Source organism: Lentzea terrae (assembly GCF_003265345.1).
Taxonomy (GTDB): Bacteria; Actinomycetota; Actinomycetes; order Mycobacteriales; family Pseudonocardiaceae; genus Lentzea; species Lentzea terrae.
The window spans coordinates 29,542-49,570 of sequence record NZ_QFWW01000021.1 but is presented as its reverse complement, the minus strand read 5'-3'; the positions used below and the strand labels follow the sequence as shown (position 1 = coordinate 49,570).

The following is a 20,029-nucleotide window of genomic DNA, read 5'->3' as shown; positions in this document are numbered from 1 at the left end:
GCTCAGCCTTTCCCGCAGTCACGCGCGATGCTCCGCAGCGCGTCGGCGAAGTCACCGGCAACCGACTCCACAGTAGACAGATCGTGCAGACCAGGTTGGTAGAACCAGGAGAACACCAGCTCACCGCCCTGGACCGCACCCACGACCTCGAGCACGTGGGAACTGCTCTCGGCGAGATCGTGGTCCTGTCCCAGCGAGGAGTGCGACGCCGCGTAGAGACCGTCGCCGGTGTCCTTGGCCGTGCTGTCCCACTGCCCGAGGTAGTTGAAGGCGATCTGCGGTCCCCGCCCGTCGCCGGACAGCCGCTCGCGCGCCTCGGGTGAACCGAGATGACGCAGGGCCGAGTAGCCGAACCCGTTTCCCGGCACGGTTCGCAACTGCCTGCGGACCGACTTGACCAACTCCCGCCACCCCGGCTCGTCCCCGTCCGGCACGGTCAGGACGATCGGGAAGATCGTGGTGAACCAGCCGACGGTCCGAGTCAGGTCGACCGCGTCGAGAACGTCCTCGCGACCGTGTCCTTCGAGATCGATCGACACGACACGCTGACGAGTCCACCGGGACAACGCCCAGGCGAGGGCACTGAGCAGCACCTCGTTGATCCGCGTGCGGTAGGTGGCGGGCGCCGAGTGCAGCAACGCGTCCGTGTCCTCGGCGTTCAGCGCGATCGACACCACTTCGGCAGGCGCCTCGGACCGCTGAGGCGTCCGATCCACCGGCAGTTCCCACACGTCCAGGACCCCGGCCCAATGGGCGAGCTCGTGATCCAGACCCCCCGCCGCCACGTGGTCGCTGAGGCGGTTGGCCCAGTCCAGGAACGAGGTCGTCTTCCCGCCGAGGTCGACCGGCTCGCCTCGGGCCGACTGCCGGTACGCCAGATCAAGATCGTCCAGCAGGACGCGCCAGGAGACTCCGTCGACCACGATGTGGTGCGCCGCCAGGAAGAGGTACGGCCGACCGCGGGCGACCGTGAACAGGACGGCTTTCAGCAGCGGGCCGGTCCGCAGGTCGAAGCTCGCGTGCACCTCGTCGGCCGCCTTCTCCATCGCGGCCATCTGCCCGTCGTCGTCCACATCGGACAAATCGCGTCGGTGCAGCAGCTGGGCCGGCTCGGGGGCGGCGTTGTGCTGCTGCCACTCACCGTCGACGCACTCGAAGCGCATCCGAAGGGCGTCGTGGTGCAGCCACAGTGCGTCCAGGGCCTGTCGCAACGCCGTCTCGTCCAGGTCACCGGCCAGCTCCAGCAGCATCGACTGGTTGAAGTGGTGCGGATTGACGGTGTGGCTCTGGAAGAACCACCGCTGGATCGGTGTGAGCAGTACCGGACCGACGACCGGTTCCGCCTGCCCTCGTGCCACCGCAGTGTCTTCGAACGCGCCGAGCTCGACGGCGAGCACGTCGATGGTCTGGTGCAGGAACAGGTCTTTGGACGTCAGCCCCAGGCCGGCCTGCCTGGCCCTGGACACCACCTGCATGCTGAGGATGGAGTCCCCGCCCAGGTCGAAGAAGTTGTCCCGCACGCCGACTCGTTCCAGCCCGAGCACGTCGGCCCAGATCCGGGCGAGCGCGAGCTCGGCCGGGCTGCTCGGCTCCGCGTAGGGGGTTCCCGGATCGGGCACCGCGGTCACCAGGAGCAGCCGGCGCCGGTCCACCTTTCCGCTCGGGTTCAGCGGCAACGCGTCCAACGCCGTGAAGGCGATCGGCACCATGTAGTCGGGCAACGTCCGGCCGAGGAACTCGCGCAGGTCCGTCGTACCGGGTGCGGCCGAACCGAGTGCCGGCACCACGTAGGCGACCAGGCGTTCGTCCTGCACGACCACGACGGCCTCGCCGACCTCCGGGTGCCGCAGCAGAACCGACTCGACCTCGCCCAGTTCGACCCGGAACCCGCGGATCTGCACCTGGTCGTCCGTCCGTCCGATGAAGTCCAGCTCACCGGCCGCGGTCCACCTGACGAGGTCTCCGGTGCGGTAGAGGCGCGACCCGGCCGGCCCGAAGGGGTTGGCCACGAACCTGTCGGCGGTCAGCCCAGGACGGTTGAGATATCCGCGGGCCAGGCCCATGCCCGCGACGTGCAGCTCACCGGGAACACCGATCGGAACGGGCTGCAGCGCACTGTCCACGACGTACACACGGGTGTTCCAGATCGGCCTGCCGATGGACGGGGTTCCCGTGCCCGTCAGGGGTTCGCTCCAGGTCGTCGACACCGTGAACTCCGTCGGCCCGTAGCCGTTGATCATCCGCAGGTCTGGCGCCCAGCGGGCCGCCAGGTCGGCGCTGCACACGTCACCACCCACGATGAGAGTGCGGAAGTCCGGCAGTGGTGTCTTCGGCATCGTGGCCAGTGCTGCGGGAGGGATCTCCGCGACGGTCACCGCGTGATCAGCCAGCACCTGGGCGAGCTCTTCGCCCAGCAACGGGCCAGGCGGCGGTACGACCAGCGCTGCCCCGGCGGGCAACGACATGCACAGTTCCAGCACTGAGACGTCGAAGCTCGGGGAGGAGTACTCCAGGACGCGATCGGCCGGTGTGATGGCGAAATGGTCTATCGCAGCCGCCGAGAGACTGGCCAGCCCGGTGTGCGGCACGACGACGCCCTTGGGCCGCCCGGTCGATCCGGACGTGTAGATCACGTAGGCCGGATGTCCCGCCGACAGGGGTGAGGTCCGGTCCGCGTCAGTCAGATTGCCGGGCTGCTCACCATCCACTTCGGACATGAGGCCGGGCTCGTCGAGCACCAGCACGGCGATGCCCCCGGCGCTGGTCAGGTTCGTGACCATGTCGCGGCGGGTCAGGATCAGCGCGGGACGGGCGTCGGCGAGCATGAAGCCGATTCGTTCCGCCGGATAGGCAGCGTCCACCGGGAGGAACGCCGCCCCTGCCTTCAGCACCGCGAGCTGAGCGACGATGATGTCCACCGAACGCGGCAGGACGAGCGCGACGATCTGCTCCGGTCCGACGCCTCTGCCGACCAGCACCCTGGCCAGCCGGTTGGCTCGCGCGTTGAGCTCGACGAAGCGCACCTCCTCGTCCTCGCCGGTGGCGAGGACCGAGAACACCGCTGGAGCGTGCGGATCACGCCGCGCCTGCGCCTCGATCAACTCCGGCAGCAGGCCGGCGGACACGTCGTGATCCGTGTCGTTCCACTCGACCAGCAGGCGCTGTCGTTCGGTCTCGGAAAGCAGGGCCAGCCGGGAGACAGGTCGTGCCGGATCGTCCGCGATGGCGCCGAGCAGGACCTGCAGCTGGTCGGCGAGCCGCTCGATCGTGGCGGGCTCGAACAAGTCCGTGCTGTAGTTCAACGCGACCCGCAGGTGACCCTCGACCTCCTGGAACTCGACCGTGATGTCGAAGTTGGCCGTCGTCACCGGCAGTAGCACGTCCTGGACCTCCAGGCCGGGCAGCAGCGGCGAGGACTGCGGAGCGTTCTGCAGCACCACCATGACCTGGAACAACGGCGTGCGGCCGGTGTCGCGGCCGGGCTGGACACCGTCCACGACCCGCTCGAACGGAAGGTCCTGGCGGTCGAAGGCGTCCCGGACCGTCTCGTGCACCCCGCTGAGGAACTCGGTGAACGCGAGCTCACCGCGCACGTGAGACCGCAGCACCAGTGTGTTCACGAAGAACCCGACAAGTCCGGTCAGCTCGGCACGCTCCCGGCCGGAGGCCACGGTTCCCACCGTCACGTCGTCCTGCCCGGCCAATCGTCCGAAAAGGACCTGACAGGCCGCGACCAGCGTCGTGAACAAGGTGGTTTCCCGCTCACGGCTCAGCTCTCCGAGCCGCGCGGTGACCGACACGGGGATGACGGTCTCCCGCACAGCGCCGGCGGTCGAGCGCACCGCGGGCCTGGGGTGGTCCGTCGGCAGCTCCAGCGGCTGGACGTCCGCGAGTTGCCTGCGCCAGTACGACACCTGCTCGTCCAGCACGCTCTCCGACAGCAGTCCTCGCTGCCAGGTGGCGAAGTCCGCGTACTGCACGAGAAGCGGCGGCAGATCTGCCTGCTCGCCGCGCAGGGCGGCGCTGTACAGCAGGCTCAACTCACTGGCGATCACTCCGTTCGACCAACCGTCGGTGATGATGTGGTGCAAGGCCAGGGTCAGCACGTGCTCGTCGTCCGCCAGCCGGATCAGCCCCGGCCGCATCAGCGGACCGCGGCGAAGGTCGAACGGGCGGCGGCCCTCCTCGGCCAGCAACGCCATCAGATCCCCGTCCTGAGGCAGGTCGGCCACGGGCACCTGAACTTCGAACGGCGGTTGCACCACCTGGACGCCACTGCCTGCCACGGATCCGAACGTCGTGCGGAGAGACTCGTGCCTGGCGACCAACGTCGTGAACGCTTCGGACAGCGCGCCGACGTCCAGTTCGCCCACCAGACGCACGACGGTGAACGTCACGTACTCGGCGCCGCCCGGTTCGAAGTCGTCGAGGAACCAGAGCCGCTGCTGGGCGAACGACTGCGCACTGGTGCCGTGCCGCGGCAGCACCGGAATCCGGCCGGCGGTCCCAGCGCTCTCCGCGGCGATCGCGGCAGCCAGACCGGCGACCGTCGGAGTGGCGAACACCTCTCGCGGGGACACGCTCACCCCGCACTCGGCCAGCAACCCGGACACCAGCCGGATGCTCATGATCGAGTCGCCGCCGAGTTCGAAGAAGTTGTCGTCGACGCCCACGCGCTCCATGTCGAGCAGGCGCGCCCAGATGGCCGCGACGGCTCGTTCGAGACCGGTACGCGGTGCCACGTAGCGTTCGCCGGCTGCCCTGCCCGGTGCCGGAAGCGCCCGGCGGTCCAGCTTTCCGTTGCGGCTCAACGGCAGCTCGTCAAGAACCATGATCACCGCCGGAACCATGTACTCCGGCAGCATCGCCTCGGCGTGCTCACGGACCAGCGAAGGTTCGACGGTCGCCGGGACCACGTAGGCGACCAGCCTCTCCCCGTCCAGGACGGCCACCGCCTGGCTGACGGCCGGGTGAGCGGCCAGCACGGCCTCCACCTCCCCCAGTTCGACCCGGAACCCGCGCAGCTTCACCTGCTCGTCGGATCGTCCGAGGAAGGCCAGTTCGCCGCCGGCCATCTGCCGGACGGCGTCCCCGGTCCGGTACATGCGCTCCCCCGGCACGCCGAACGGGTCGGCCACGAACCGTTCCGCTGTCAGCCCAGGCCGGTTCAGGTAACCGCGCGACAGTCCAGAACCGGCAACGCACAGTTCGCCCGGCACTCCCCTGGGCACCGGTCGCAGGTCGTGACCGAGCACGTACCCGCGCATGTTGTCCAACGGTCGCCCGATCGGCACCGGGTCGGCCACCGGACCGTGCATCCGGTGGGCGGTCGCGAAAGTAGTGGTCTCGGTCGGGCCGTAGCCGTCGACGACCACCAAACCCGGGCACGCCGCCATGATCCGGCGCACCGCGGTCGCCGGGACCACGTCGCCGCCGGTCCACACTTCCCGGACGCCGGTCAGGCAACCAGGTGCGTCCTGGGCCACCAGCCGGAACAAGCCCGCGGTCAGCCACAGCCCGGTCACCTCGTGCTCGGCTACGGCCTGGCCCAGCGACTCGACGCTCAAGTCCGGGGTACTGGCCAGCACGACCTGGCCACCACTGAGCAACGGTACCCACAGCTCATAGGTCGAAGCGTCGAACGCCAGCGGTGAATGGGCCAGCACCCGCTGGTGAGCGCCACCGCGGAAACGGCCGTCCGAGGCCAGCCCCACCACGTCCCGGTGGCGGACCGCCACACCCTTCGGCGTTCCAGTCGACCCCGACGTGTACATGACGTACGCCAGGTTCTCCTGATCCACTCGGACTTCCGGGCCCGTGGCCGACTCTCCGGCATCGACGAGCACGGTCTGTCCACTGTGGAAGCCATCGGCGACGGCCTGCCAGGTGAGATCCGTGACCAGTACCGATGCGCCGGATTCGGTCAGCATGGCACGCATTCGCTGCCGTGGCGCGCGAACGTCGAGCGGAACGTAGGCCCCGCCGGCCTTCAGCACGGCCAGCTCCGCGACGCAGTGGCCGACCGAGGGCTCCAGCAGTAGTGCGACCCGATCTTCCGGCCGGACACCGAGCTCCACCAACCGGTTCGCCAAGTGGTTCGAGCGGGCGTCCAGTTGCGCGTACGACAGGACGACGGGCCCGTGCACCACCGCCGGTGCGTCCGGCGTGCGGACCACCTGGGCGGCGAACAGTTCGGGGACTGTCGCCGCAGGCACGTCACGCCGGGTCCCCTGGTACTTCGCGACAACGCGACCACGCTCGTCGTCAGACATCCACGGCAGCCTTGCCACCAGAACGTCCGCGTCGCCCGCGATGCCTTCGAGCAGGAGTCGCAGGCGATCGACCATCGCACGGATCGTGCCGGCGTCGAACAGCTTCGGGTCGTAGGCGAGGTCCAGGGCAAGGCTCTCGCCGAGGGAAGCACGCAGACACAGTGCGAAGCTCGTCGCGTCCGAGGAGCTCACCTCGAGCACGTGCGGTGCCCCTGCCGTCGCGGGCTCGGTGATCGGGTAGTTCTCGAACACGACCATGCTGTCGAACAGGTTCTGGCCGGCGGGCACGTCGCTCCAGGCCCGCAGCTGCCCGAGGGAGACGAAGTCGAAGCTCCGCGACTCGCTCTGCGCGGCCTGCAACTCCCGCAGCCACCTGACCAGCGTCCATCCACTGTGGACCTGAACGCGAGTCGGCACCGTGTTGATGAACATCCCGAGCATCGACTCGACGCCGGGAAGCTCGGCCGGGCGACCGGACACCGTGGTGCCGAACAGGACGTCCTGCTCGCCGCTGTACCGCGACAGCAACAGCGTCCACGCCCCCTGGATGATCGTGTTGACTGTGAGCGCGTTCTGCTTGGCGACCTCCTGCAACCTGATCGTCTCGATCGGCTGGAGCTCGACGCGGACCGACTCGGCCGACTGCGTCCGGTGCGCCTGCACCGGACGACGATCACAGGGCAGCGGGGTCGGCGACTCGAAGCCGGACAGCGTCCGCCGCCAGTACTCCTCGGCCTGTCCCGGATCCTGCTCGGCCAGCCAGCCCAGATAGTCGCGGAACGGACGGCGGGCCACGAGCTGAGGCTCACTTCCCCCGGCCACGGCCGCGTACTGTTCGCAGACCTCGGCGAACACCTGGGCAGCGCTCCATCCGTCGAGCACGACGTGGTGCGAGGTCCACACCATCAGCACCTCGTCATCGGACAGCGCGATGATCGACACCCGGGACAGCGGTGCCGTGCCGAGCTCGAACCTGTCGGCACGATCCCGTTCCAGCAGGTCACGCAGTCCGGCTTCCTGGTCGGCCGCGGTCCTGTCCCGCCAGTTGTACTGCGCGATGGGCAGCACGACGTCACGTTCGACGACCTGCACCGGTTCGTCGACGCCGGCCCACACGAGCCGGCTGCGCAGTGCCGGGGTCCTGTCCGTCACCCGTTGCCACGCCTCGCCCAGCCCGTTCGGGTCGGGCACACCGGACAGCCGGATGCGGATCTGCTCGAAGTAGGCGGCCGAATCCGTGTCCACCAGACCGTGGAACAACATTCCGGCCTGCAACGGGGTCAACGGGTAGATGTCCTCGACCGAACGGCCGTCGGAGACCAGGGCGTCCACTCCCGCCTGATCCAGCCGGGCGAACGGGAAGTCCGACGGGGTACGTCCGCCTGCCCCCGGTGAACCGCAGTGCTCGACGATCTCCCGCAGGGCCGCGATGAGCTGTTCTGCAAGGCGCTGCACGGTTTTCTCGTCGTGCACGGCGGTGGAGTACGTCCAGCCCAGTTCCAGCTCGCCGTCCTCGACGACGCCGGTCACCTCCAGCAGGTAGGTGCGCAGCCGGTCACTGGCGACGTCCTGGCCGATGCCACCACCCCAGGAGCGGTAGAAGCCGTCCGAGTCCGCACTTGCGTTCCACTGGCCGTGGTAGTTGAAACAGATCTCCGCTGCCTGGTCGGTGTTCAGCACGCCGTTCGGGCTCAGGTAGCGCAGCGCGCCGTAACTGAGTCCTTTGTGGGGAATCGCGCGCAGTTGTTCCTTGGTGGATTTGAGCGCGTCGCCCCAGCCGGTACCGGGCACCGCGAGCGCGACGGGGAACTCCGCGGTGAACCAGCCGACCGTGCGCGACAGGTCGATCCCGTCGAGGATCTCCTCGCGTCCGTGCCCCTCCATGGCGACCAGGACCCGATCGCGACCGGTCCACTGCGACAGCACGCGGCCAAGCGCGCTCATCAGCACGTCGTTGACCTGTGTGCGGTACACCTCGGGAACCTTGCGCAGCAAGGCGTCGGTGTTCTCCCGGTCCAGCCGCACCGAGATCGTGCTGCTGGACCCGGCCGTGTTGGCGCCTCGGCGATCCACCGGCAGCTCGGGTGATGCGGTGGCCTTGCCCCAATACACCCGGTCCTCGTCGAGGCCACCGGCCACGACGTGATCAGTCAGCCGCCGAGCCCACAGGTGATAGGAGCTCGTCTTCACGCCGAGGTCGATCGGTTGACGGGCCAGCGCCTGGTGGTAGGCGACCTCGAGGTCACCGAGCAGGATGCGCCACGAAACACCGTCGATCACGAGGTGATGGATCGCGAGGAAGAGCTGGGGTGCTCGGTCGCTGAAGGTGAACAGCACTGCCGCGACCAGCGGTCCGTTCATCAGGTCCAGACCGGATTGCGCGCCGGTTGCGGCGGCCTGAACCTCCACTTCGGAGAGATCGTGGCACCGCAACACCGGGATGTGGTGGATCGGTGCGAACTCCTGCTGCCACTGACCGTCGAGCTCGGTGAACCGGGCGCGCAGCGCGTCGTGGTGGGCCACGACCGCGTCCAACGCCGCGGACAGCACCTCCTCGTCGAGATCGGGGGTCAGCTCCGCCAGCGTCGACATCGTGAAGTGGTGGGGATCGTCGTGCTCGGTTTCCAGCAGCCAGCGCTGGATCGGGGTGAGCGGCGCCGGGCCGATGATCAGGTCGGGGTCGGCGGAATCGGCTGCCGTACCTGCCTGCACGACCACCGCGAGTTCGGCGATGGTCTGGTGGCGGAAGATGTCCTTCGAGGTCAGCCGCAAACCCGCCTGCCGGGCGCGAGAGACCACCTGGATGCTCAGGATCGAGTCACCGCCGAGCGCGAAGAAGTTGTCCTCAACGCCCAGCAGTCCGGCGCCGAGCACGGCGGCCCAGACGTCAGCCAGCTGCCGTTCGGTCTCGGTGCGCGGCGCGGTCCCGCTCGGATCCGGCTCCCGCAGGCGTTGCGGGGCGGGCAGGGCACGGCGGTCGACCTTGCCACTCGTGCTCAGGGGCAACCGGTCGAGCACGACGAACGCCGACGGCACCATGTAGTCCGGCAGGGTCTGCTTCAGCCAGGTGCGCAGCTGCAGCGCACCGGGCACACGCTCGCCGCTGGGCACGAAGTAGGCCACCAGTCTCCGGTGCCCCTCGTCCTCCCTGGCGACGACAACGGCCTCGGCGACCTCTACATGGCCGCGCAGTGCCGCCTCGACCTCACCGGGTTCGATGCGGAAGCCGCGGATCTTGACCTGTTCGTCGACGCGCCCCAGGTACTCCAGCAGTCCGCCCGCGGTCCAGCGCACCCGGTCGCCGGTGCCGTACAGCCGGCCTCCAGGCGGCCCGAACGGGTCCGCGATGAACCTCTCCGCGGTCAGTCCCGGCCGATTCAGGTATCCCCTGGCAAGGCGGCTGCCCGCCAGGTAGAGCTGACCTGGAACCCCGATCGGCACCGGGTGCAACAGCTCGTCGAGCACATGCGCACGCACGTTGTGACCCGGTCGGCCGATCACCGGGCGGTTGTGGGCGTCGAGCCGTGTCCACACGACGTCGACGGTGGTCTCGGTCGGCCCGTAGTAGTTGTAGGCGACCGTGCCCTCGACTGCGGACAGCTCACGCCACAACGCCGGGTCGACCGCGTCCCCACCAAGCATGACGACCGACGGCTGATGGCGCCCGCCTGCGAACAAACCGGCCAGGATCAGTTGCTGAACGTGGGATGGCGTCGAGTCGATCAGGTCGATCCTCCGGCTCACGACGTGGTCCACCAAGGCCTCGGGGTCCAGCCGCATGACGTCGTCGATCAGGTGCAGCTCATGACCGTCGGCCATCATGAGCAGGCCGTCCCACGACGCGTCGAACGAGAACGCGGAGGTCAACGCGACCCGCAGTCGGTCTTTTCCTTCCGCGGTACCGAACTCGGCCCGGTGGTCGTGACTCAGATCGGTCAAGCCCCGGTGGTCGACGACCACACCTTTCGGCCGGCCAGTGGAACCTGAGGTGTAGATGCAGTACGCGGCGTTCTCGGCCGCCACCGGGACGGCCACGTTCACCGCGGAGCCGTCGAGCACCGGGATCGAGTCGAGGACCACCACCGGCTGCGCGTCTCGCAGTACGAACTCGGTCCGGTCGGGTGGCAGCTCGGGGTCGAGTGGCAGGTAGACCGCTCCCGACTTGAGCACGGCGAGGATCGCCACGACCACCTCTGCGGACCGAGGTAACGACACGGCGACGAACCGCTCGGCAGCGGCGCCCTTGTCGATGAGATAGCGGGCCAGGCGGTTCGCGCGGGCGTTCAGCTCGGCGAAGGTCAGTTCCTCGTCCTGGAACACCAGTGCGGTCGCGTCCGGGGTTCGCGCGACCTGGTGCTCGAACAACTCCTGGAACGTCACCGAGGGCACGTCGACGTCGGTGACGTTCCAGGAAACCAGGAGCCGGTCCTGCTCGGTCCCGGTCAGCAGGTCGAGCTGTGCCACGGGCCGATCAGGGTCGGCCACGACCGCGGCGAGCAGCACACCGAGGTGCCCGACCATCTGGTCGATCGTGTCCGCGTCGAACAGGTCGGTGTTGTAGTCGACGAGTCCCCGCAGACCGTCGTCGTGCTCCTCGAACTCGAACCCGATGTCGAAGGTGGCCCTGGTGATCGGCAGTGTGAGCTCACTGATGGCGAGGCCACCCAGTTCGGGCAGCCGGTTGCCCGCGTTCTGCAACGTCACCATCACCTGGAACAGGGGCGAGCGGCTGGTGTCGCGGTCGGGCTGGAGCTCGTCCACCACCCGTTCGAAGGGCAGATCCTGGTTGGCGAAGGCGTCCAGCACGGTCCCCCGGACCTCCGCCAGGAACTCCCGGAACCCGCGCCGGCCGTCTATCCGTGACCGCAGCACGAGGGTGTTGACGAAGATGCCGACCAGCCGCTCCACCTCTGGCCGTTCGCGGCCGGAGCTCACCGTGCCGACGGCGATGTCGTTCTGACCGGACAGGCGTTGCAGCAACAGCTGGCAACCGGCCACGAGCGTCATGAACAACGTCGTGTCCTTCTGTCGCCCCAGCTCCCTGAGTCCGGCCGTGACCCCTGCGGGCACGGTGAACTCTCGCGAGGCGCCATTGGTGGTCTGCACCGGGGGCCTGGGCCGGTCGGTGAGCAACTCCAGCGCGGCGAGCCCGTCGAGCTGACCACGCCAGTACTCGACCTGCTCGCTCATCGAGTCGTCCGCCAGGCGTTCCCGTTGCCACAAAGCGAAATCCGCGTACTGGATCGGCAGCGCGGGCAGCTCGGCGGGTCCGCTGTACAGCGCGCTCAACTCTTCGGCCAGCACGCCCATCGACCAGCCATCGGTGATGATGTGGTGCATGGACAGCACGAGCGCGTGTTCGTCCGCAGCCAACCGCGCCGTCAGGACTCGCAGCAGCGGGCCGTGCGCAAGATCGAACGGGCGGGTCGTGTCGTTCTCGATCAGTCTGCGAAGTTCGGTCTCGTCCTGTGCTTCGACCACGGACACAGCGATGTCGCGCGGCGGGTGCACTACCTGCCGCGGCCTGCCGTCCGCCGATTCGAAGGTGGTGCGCAGTGACTCGTGCCTGGCGACCAGTGAGTTCAGTGCGCGGCCGAGGGCGTCGACGTCCAGGTGGCCGCGCAGGCGGACCGCGAAGACCGTCACGTACTCGGCGCTGTCCGGATCGAACTCGTTGAGGAACCACAACCGCTGCTGCGCGAAGGACAACGGCAGGTCCTGGTCGCGGCGCACGGCAGAGATCACCGACAGGGCAGGGCCGCTGGAACTCGCGGACAGGTCGGCGGCCAGCAGGGCAGGCGTCGGCAAGGAGAACAGGACGCGTGGAGACACCTCGGCACCAAAAGCCGCGCGCAGCCGGGACGCGACCCGGATGCTCAGGATGGAATCGCCGCCGAGCTCGAAGAAGTTGTCCTCGGCTCCCACGCGCTCGACGCCCAGAACCTCGGCCCAGATCGCGGTGACGGTCCGCTCGGCCTCCGTCCGAGGCGCTCGGTACCCACTGCTCGCCACAGCGCCCGCGTCCAGCGCCCGTAGTGCCTCCCGATCCAGTTTCCCGTTACGCGTCAACGGGATCTCCACGAGCGGGACGAACGCCGACGGCACCATGTAGTCGGGCAGGGTGCGCAGCAGCGCGTCGCGGAAGTCCGCTGTGCTCGGCAGGTCCCCGTCCGTGACCGGCACGACGTAGGCCACCAGTCTGCTGAGGCCCGTCTCGTCCTCGCGCGCCATGACGACAGCCGAGGCGATCTGCGGCAGCCCGAGCAGGGTGGCCTCGATCTCGCCGAGCTCGATGCGGAATCCGCGGATCTTCACCTGCCGGTCGGCGCGGCCGACGTACTCCAGCGCACCTTCCCCGCTCCACCGGACGACATCACCGGTGCGATACATCCGGGTGCCGGACGCGCCGAACGGGTCGGCGACGAACCGATCCGCCGTGAGGCCGGGGCGGTTGAGGTAACCACGGGCCAGTCCGGCTCCGGCGACGTACATCTCGCCGGTCACCCCGGCCGGAACCGGGCGCAGGCCGGCGTCGAGCACGTACGCCCTCAGGTCCGGCAGGCCCACGCCGATCGTGTCGACCGAGTCCCTCGTGAGCACCGAACAGGTGACGTGCACGGTGGTTTCGGTGATCCCGTACATGTTCACCAGCACCGGCGCGGAATCGTCGTGCCGGCTGTACCACTCCCCCAGTCGGCACGTGTCGAGCGCTTCGCCGCCGAAGATCACGTATCGCAGCGCATCGAGCTTGGTGGCGCCCATCAGTTCGTAGAACGCTGACGGGGTCTGGTTGAGCACCGTCACCCGCTCGTCGGCCAGCAGCCGCAGGAAGTCGCGCGGTGATCTGGAGACGGCCTGAGGTACGACGACCAGGCGCCCGCCGTGCAGCAGCGGACCCCAGATCTCCCAGACCGAGAAGTCGAACGCATAGGAGTGGAACAACGTCCAGACGTCGTGCTCGTCGAACGAGAACCAGTCGCGGGTGGCCTCGAACAGGCGCGTGACGTTGCTGTGCGGGACAACCACGCCCTTGGGTACACCGGTCGAACCCGACGTGTAGATCACGTAGGCCGCGTTCATCGGGGACAGCAACGGGCTTGGATCGGTATCCGGGTAGCCATCGCTGTCACCGATGTCGTCCAGCACCACAACGGGCTCGACGTCGTCGAGCATCGCCCTGATCCGCTCCGACGGGTGGTCCGGATCCAACGGCAGGTACGCCGCCCCTGTCTTGAGCACCGCGAGGATCGCCACGATCATCTCGGCCGAGCGTGGCAGGGCCAGCGCGACGAACCGCTCCGGGCCGGCGCCGAGTTCGATCAACCGGTGAGCCAGGCGGTTGGCCCGTGCGTTGAGCTGCCCGTACGACAGGCCTTCGCCCCCGCACGTGACGGCGATCGCGTCTGGAGTCCTGACCGCCTGTGCCTGGAACAGCTCTGGCAGCGTGCCGGCGGGTAGGTCGTGGGCAGAGCCGTTCCACTCCACCAACACCTGGTGTCGCTCGGACTCGCTCAGCATCGGAGACTTCGACACGGGCCGGGCCGGATCAGCGATGAATCCGGTCAGCACGACTTTCAGGTGCGCCGCCATGCGTTCGACGGTGTCCGCGTCGAACAACCTCGGGTCGTAGGAGAGCGCGACGTGGAGCCGATCGTCGAGGTGAGCACGCACGCTGAGCGGGAAGCTCGTCGTGTCCACGGCCTGCACATCAGTGACCCGGATGCCCGCGGTGGACGTGTCGTCGAACGGATAGTTCTCGAAGACGACCGAGCTGTCGAACAGGGAGTTTCCCGCTGCCAGGTCGCTCCAGGTCCGCAGTTCGGCCAAGGACACCGCCTCGAACCGCCTGGAGTCGGCCTGCTGCGCCTGCAGGTCGCGCAACCACTGCACCACCTGCTGGGTGTCGTCGACCCGGACGCGAGTCGGCACCGTGTTGATGAACATGCCGACCATCGACTCGACGCCGGTCAGTTCGGCCGGCCGCCCGGACACGGTGGTGCCGAACAGGACGTCTCGTTCGCCGCTGTAGCGGGACAGCAGCAACGCCCACGCTCCCTGGACGACCGTGTTCACGGTCAGACCGTTCTGCTTCCCCATCTGACGCAGCTGATCGGACTCATCCTTCGACAGAGCGACGTGCACCGACTCGGAGGACTCGGTTCGGTGAGCCTCCAACGGCTTCCGGTCGAACGGCAGCACGGTCGGTGACTCGAATCCTGACAGCAGGGCTCGCCAGTACTCCTCAGCCGCGGCCTGGTCCTGCCGGTGCAGCCACTGCAGGTAGTCGCGGAACGGCCGCCGGGCGGGCAGTTCCGGTTGCCGATCCGCAACGATCGCCGTGTACTGCTCGCACACCTCCGCGAAGACCTGTCCCAGGCTCCAGCCGTCCAGCAGGACGTGGTGGAAGGTCCAGACGAGCAGCACCTCACCGGCCGGGAGCGCGGCGATGCTCACCCGCATCAGCGGCGCCTTGGTCAGGTCCTTGGCGGCGACACGATCCTCCGCCGCCACGCGCGAAAGCTCCTGGTCTCGGTCCACATCAGACAGCCCACGCCAGTCGTGGTGCGAAGTCGGGACGTCGACCTTCCCGTGCACCAGGAGAAGCGGCTCGGCCACGCCTTCCCAGGCCACGGAACTGCGCAGCACCGGCGTGCGAGCCACCACGCGCTGCCAGGCCGCGCCGAGCGCCTCGGGATCGGACACGCCGGCCAAGGTCAGCCGGGCCTGGTCGAAGTAGGCGCCGGACTCCGCGTCCACCAGGCTGTGGAACACCATCCCCGCCTGCAACGGCGTCAGCGGGTAGACGTCCTCCACCGCTTTTCCGTTGCCCACCAGACGGTCCACGGCGGCCTGATCGAGCTGCGCCAGGGGGAAGTCCGACGGCGTGCGTCCACCCGCGTCCGGCAGGGCGCAGTGGTCGACGATCTCCAGCAGTGCCTGCCGCATGTCCCCGGCCAGGCGCGCCACCGTGGCTTCGTCGTGCACCTGGTCGGAGTAGAGCCAGCTGATGGCCAGTTCCCCGTTCTCCACCGCACCGGAGATGTCCAGCAGGTGGGCGCGCGGCTGTCCAGGAGCCAGGTCCTGGCCGACGCTGTCGCAGCGGGCCAGGTACAACGCGTTGGTAGCCGGCGCCAGGTCCCACTGGCCGTGATAGTTGAAACTGATCTGCGGTGACGGGTCGTCGCACAGCGAGTTCCGGCGCAGGTGGCGCAGGGCTCCGTAACTCAGTCCTCGCTGCGGCACAGCCCTCAGCTGTTCCTTCACCGACTGGAGAACCTGACCCCAGTGGCGGTGAGCGGGGACGGTGAGCGCGATCGGGAACATGGTCGTGAACCACCCGATCGTCCGGGAAAGATCAACGCCGTCGAGGATCTCCTCACGGCCGTGTCCCTCCATCGCGACCAGCACGCTGTCCCGTCCTGCCCACTTCGACAGGACCCCACCGAGGGCGCTGAGCAGAACGTCGTTGATCTGAGTGCGATACGCCTGGGGAACCTTGTGCAACAAGGCGTCCGTGTGTTCCTCGTCCAGCCGGACCGTGACGGTGCGGGTCGAACCCACGGTGTTGGCGCCCGAGCGGTCGACCGGCAGGTCGGCCGAGGCCGACCTCGACACGGCCTCCCACCGCGCGAGGTCGTCGTCGAACGCACCGGATTCGACGTGCTCCGCCAGGCGTTGTGCCCAGCGGGCGAACGAGGTGCCGACCGGCTCCAGCTCCACCGGCTGACCCGCAACCTTCTGATGGTAAGCCGCTTCCAGGTCCCCCAGCAGAATTCGCCAGGACACCCCGTCGATCACGAGGTGATGCGCGGTCAGGAACAACCGCGACCGCTGCTCAGGCCCCAGGTCGAACAGCACAGCCCTGAGCAACGGGCCGGTGTGCGGGCTCAGACCGGTCTGGGCGGCCAGCGCCTCGGCCTCGATCGCGCCCTGCCGCGCTTCGGGGTCCAGTGTGGACAGATCGCGGCAGTGGAACACCTCGATCGACTCGGCTGGCCGGACTTCCACCTGCCAGTCGCCATCCGCCTGTGCGAACCGCGCCCGCAACGCGTCGTGGTGCGACACCACTGCGTCAACGGCCACTCGTAGCGCCTTCTCATCGACGGCTGCCGGCAGCTCCACCAGCATCGACATGGTGAAGTGGTCGCGAGCCACCGGCACCGTTTCGAAGAACCAGCGCTGGATCGGCGTCAGCGGTACCGGACCGGTGAGCGGCCGATCATCGTCACTCACCGGCTCCGCCGCCGTCTCGACTCCGGCGGCGAGCTCGGCGATGGTCTGGTGCAGGAAGAGGTCCCGCGAGGTCAGTCGCAGGCCGGCCCGCCGGGCCCTGGACACGACCTGGATGCTCAGGATCGAGTCGCCGCCCAGCTCGAAGAAGTTGTCCTGGACGCCGACCTGCTCCGCGCCGACGACCTCCGCCCAGATCTCCGCCAGCGTGGTCTCCACCGCACTGCGCGGGGCTGTGTACCGCGCTGCCACGTCCGGACCAGGTTCAGGTGACGGCAACGCCTTGCGATCCACCTTGCCGTTGGCACTCAACGGCAGCTCGTCGAGCACCACGAAAGCCGACGGCACCATGTAGTCAGGCAGGCTCCGCTTCAGCCAGGGCCGCAGGTCCCCGACTGCGGGACCCGCGGAGGTCACGTAGGCCACCAGGCGCTTGCGCCCGTTGTCGTCGTTCGCGACCACAACGGCCTCGGCGACGTCAGGGTGTCGCGTCAGCGTGTTCTCGATCTCGCCCGGCTCGATCCGGAACCCGCGTATCTTCACCTGGTCGTCGGCCCGGCCCTGGTACTCCAGCACGCCGTCGGCCGTCCACCGCACCACGTCCCCGGTCCGGTACATCCGCGTACCCGGCTCCCCGAAGGGATCGGCCACGAACCGGTCGGCGGTCAAACCCGGCCGGTTCAGATAACCCCGGGCCAGTCCGGCACCCGCGACGAACAACTCGCCAGGAATGCCGACAGGTACCGGTGAAAGTGCGCCGTCGAGCACGTAGGCACGCATGTTGTCCAACGGACGCCCGATCGGCACCGCGTCCGGTACCAACTCGGTGTCGGACAACTCATGCGAGGTCGCGAAGGTCGTGGTTTCGGTTGGCCCGTAGGCGTCCGAAACCACGACACCAGGGCAAGCCGCCAGCATCCGGCGCGTGGCGGACGCGGAGACCACGTCGCCGCCGGTCCAGATCTCGCGGACACCGGCGAGACAGTCCGGCGCGTCCTGTGCCACCGCCTGGAACAACCCCGACGTCAGGAACACGCTCGTCAACCCGTACTCGGTGACCAGCAGCCGCAGGACGTCCGCATCCACATCACCCGGCGGGGCCACCACAACGCTGCCACCGTTGAGCAACGGCACCCACAGCTCGTAGGTCGAGGCGTCGAACGCGGAGGGCGAATGCAGCAGCACCCGTTCGTGCCCGCCGCCTTCGAAGCGACGATCGGCAGCCAGCGCGACCACGTCGCGGTGCCGGACCGCCACCCCCTTCGGCGTGCCCGTCGAGCCCGAGGTGTGCATGACGTAGGCCAGGTTGTCGGGATACATCGGGACATCGGGATCCGTGTCCGGCCCGTCCGGCAGGTGTGCGCTGTCAACCGAAACCACGTGCACGCGGTGGATCTCCTTGGCCGCGGCCTCCCAGGCGTGGTCGGTGAGCAGGACCGACGCATCGGTTCCCAGCAGGAGCGACCGCGTCCGCTCGACGGGTGCGCGCACGTCGAGCGGTACATATGCCCCGCCCGCCTTGACGATCGCCAGCTCGGCCACCACGAGGTCGGCCGAGCGGTCCATCAGCACGCCGACCGCGTGCTCCGGCCGCACACCGAGTCGAATCAGCAGGTGCGCCAGGCGATTGGCTCGGGCGTTCAGCTCCGCGTAGGTCAACGGCATCCCGTCGGCGATCAGCGCGGTCTTCTCCGGGGTCTGCCGAACCCGGTCGGCGAACAGGCCGGCGATTGTCCCGTCCGGACGCTCGCGAGCGGTGTCGTTCCACTCCCCCAGCACCTGGTCCCGTTCGGCACCGGACAGCAACGGCAGCCGCGACACCGGACGCTCCGGATCGGCGGCAATGGTCTCGGCCAGCCGCACCAGGTGCCCAGCCATCCGGTCGATCGTGGCGGCGTCGAACAGGTCCGTGCTGTAGCCGATCGAACCGGCGAGGACACCGGCCGACTCCTGGAACTCCACAGTGATGTCGAAGTTCGCCGTGCGTTTGGTCAGGGCGACCGGGCGGACGTCGAGGCCCGCGAACCGCGGGGACTCGCCCTGGGCGCCGTGCAGCAGAACCATGACGTCGAACAGCGGGTTGTGGCTGGGGTCGCGGTCGATCCGCAGTGCCTCGACCAGCTTCTCGAACGGGGCGTCGTCGTGTGCGAAGGCGTCCAGCACGGTGTCCTTCACCGCGTCCAGGAAGTCGGCGAACCGCGCCGATCCGTCCACTGTGGAGCGCAGGACGACGGTGTTCACGAAGAACCCGACCATCCGCTCCACCTCCGGCCGGCCCCTGCCGGAGACCACCGTGCCGAGGGCGACGTCCTGCTGACCGGTGTACCTGGCGAACAGCACCTGGCAGGCCGCGATCAGGACGGTGAACAGAGTCGTGCCGTGCGCGCGGGCCAGCGCGGTCAGACCGGCGGCGGCCTCCGCACGGATCTCGAACTCGTGCACCGCTCCCGCGGACGTGCGCACAGCAGGCCTGCGCCGGTCGGCCGACAACGCCAGCGGGACGACATCGGCCAGTTGCCTGGTCCAGTAGTCGAGGTGATGGTCCATCCCGGCACCGGCCGACCTGGCGCGTTGCCACACGGCGAAGTCGGGATACTGCAGGGAAAGCTCCGGCAGCGAGCCGGCCCCGTACAGCTCGCTCAACTCGTCGACGACAATGCCCATCGAAGCACCGTCAGTGACGATGTGGTGCGCGGTGAGCATCAGCACGTGTTCCTCGGCGCCGACGCGAACGAGCAGCGCCCGCCACAGCGGTCCCTGCCGCAGCTCGAAGGCCCGGGAATACTCCTCGAACAGCACGCGGTCCAGCTCGTCCGGTCCCAGGTCGATGATCGGCAACGGGAGGCCGGCCGCCGGGTGCACGATCTGCACGGCACTGCCGTCGATGTCGTCGATCGTGGTGCGCATGGACTCGTGCCGCGCCACCAACGCGTTCAACGCGGTCGTCAACGCGGCGACGTCCAGCTCACCGGCGAGCCGGAGTGCCACCGCGCTGTTGTACTCGGAGTCCCCTGGCTGGAACTCGTTGAGGAACCACAGGCGCTGCTGGGCGAACGACAGCGGGAGCGCACCGTCACGCTCGGCGCGAGGAATCACGTCGGTCCGCTCAGCACCTCCCGCCAACCGGCGCTTCAACAGCTCCTGCACCTCTGCGGGCAACGCGTCAATGCGGTTCTGCTTCGATACGGTCATCGCCGTTCCCCTGCTGTTCCGTGCCCGGATTGCCCGACGAGCTGTTCCAGCTCGCGCAGGACGTGTTCCTCGACGACTTCGGCCAGGGCGGAGACCGTTCGCGCGACCAGAACGTCACGTGGGGTCAACGAGACGTCGAACGCCACCCTGGCCTTGGCAGCGATGCCGAGGCTGCTCAGCGATTCGCCGCCGAGGTCGAAGAAGTCGTCGTGGATCCCGACCCGTGGCGCACCAAGCACGTCCGCCCAGATTCCGGCCAGTACCCGTTCGGTGTCGGTTCGCGGCTCCACGTGTCCCGGCCCCGCCACCGCGCCGGAAGGTTCAGGCAACGCGCG

At 68.6% G+C, this 20,029-nt stretch carries 2 protein-coding genes (1 of these 2 cut by a window edge); both read right to left on the bottom strand.

Going from position 1 to position 20,029, the window contains the following annotated elements; genetic code table 11:
* Positions 1-2: 2 nt before the first annotated feature.
* Positions 3-19,694: a non-ribosomal peptide synthase/polyketide synthase gene (locus tag DI276_RS53070; RefSeq protein WP_112267764.1), complete on the bottom strand. Its 19,692-nt coding sequence runs from the start codon at positions 19,692-19,694 to the stop codon at positions 3-5.
* Positions 19,691-20,029, bottom strand: the 3' portion of a protein-coding gene (locus DI276_RS53065; RefSeq protein ID WP_112267762.1) for a non-ribosomal peptide synthetase. It continues 18,813 nt past the right edge of the window; the window shows 339 of its 19,152 coding nt (coding positions 18,814-19,152); its start codon lies beyond the right edge, outside the window; its stop codon occupies positions 19,691-19,693. The genes DI276_RS53070 and DI276_RS53065 overlap by 4 nt, the downstream gene beginning before the upstream one ends.

Coding starts and splice junctions, on each gene's coding strand:
- DI276_RS53070 (WP_112267764.1), bottom strand. CDS start 19,694: ATGACCGTATCGAAGCAGAACCGCATTGACGCGTTGCCCGCAGAGGTG.